This is a genomic window from Streptomyces hilarionis (assembly GCF_024539675.1).
Lineage (GTDB): Bacteria > Actinomycetota > Actinomycetes > Streptomycetales > Streptomycetaceae > Streptomyces > Streptomyces hilarionis.
This window is the reverse complement of sequence record NZ_JAHHIT010000805.1, coordinates 1-255: the sequence shown is the minus strand read 5'-3', so window position 1 is coordinate 255 and position 255 is coordinate 1. Positions and strand designations below refer to the sequence as shown.

Genomic DNA, 255 nt, shown 5'->3' with positions numbered 1-255 from the left:
ATAAGGGACTCTCGAAGTTTAGTGAGTGTCTCCTCCACCCCACTAAGGTTTTTTTCAAAGTACGTCTTGCTGGGGTTGATGTTTAAGCCATACTGCCCGAGGAGCTGTTGAATTCGAGTGAAATCTTGCCACAGAACCTCAGGATTATCATGAAAAAGTGTGAAGTCATCCATGAACCGAACTAGGCAGCTTGATTTGATTTGGCCTGTTAAATCTACCAGCTTGAGGAACTCGTTACCCATCATTTTACTAGGG

The 255-nt window shown here is 43.9% G+C and carries 1 protein-coding gene; it reads right to left on the bottom strand.

Annotation, left to right across the window (positions count from 1 at the left end; all coding sequences use genetic code 11):
* Window positions 1-242 (bottom strand): reverse transcriptase domain-containing protein (locus KMS84_RS43185; protein ID WP_368860724.1); only part of this gene is annotated, 242 nt, incomplete at its 3' end.
* Between the last annotated feature and the right edge of the window lie 13 nt (window positions 243-255).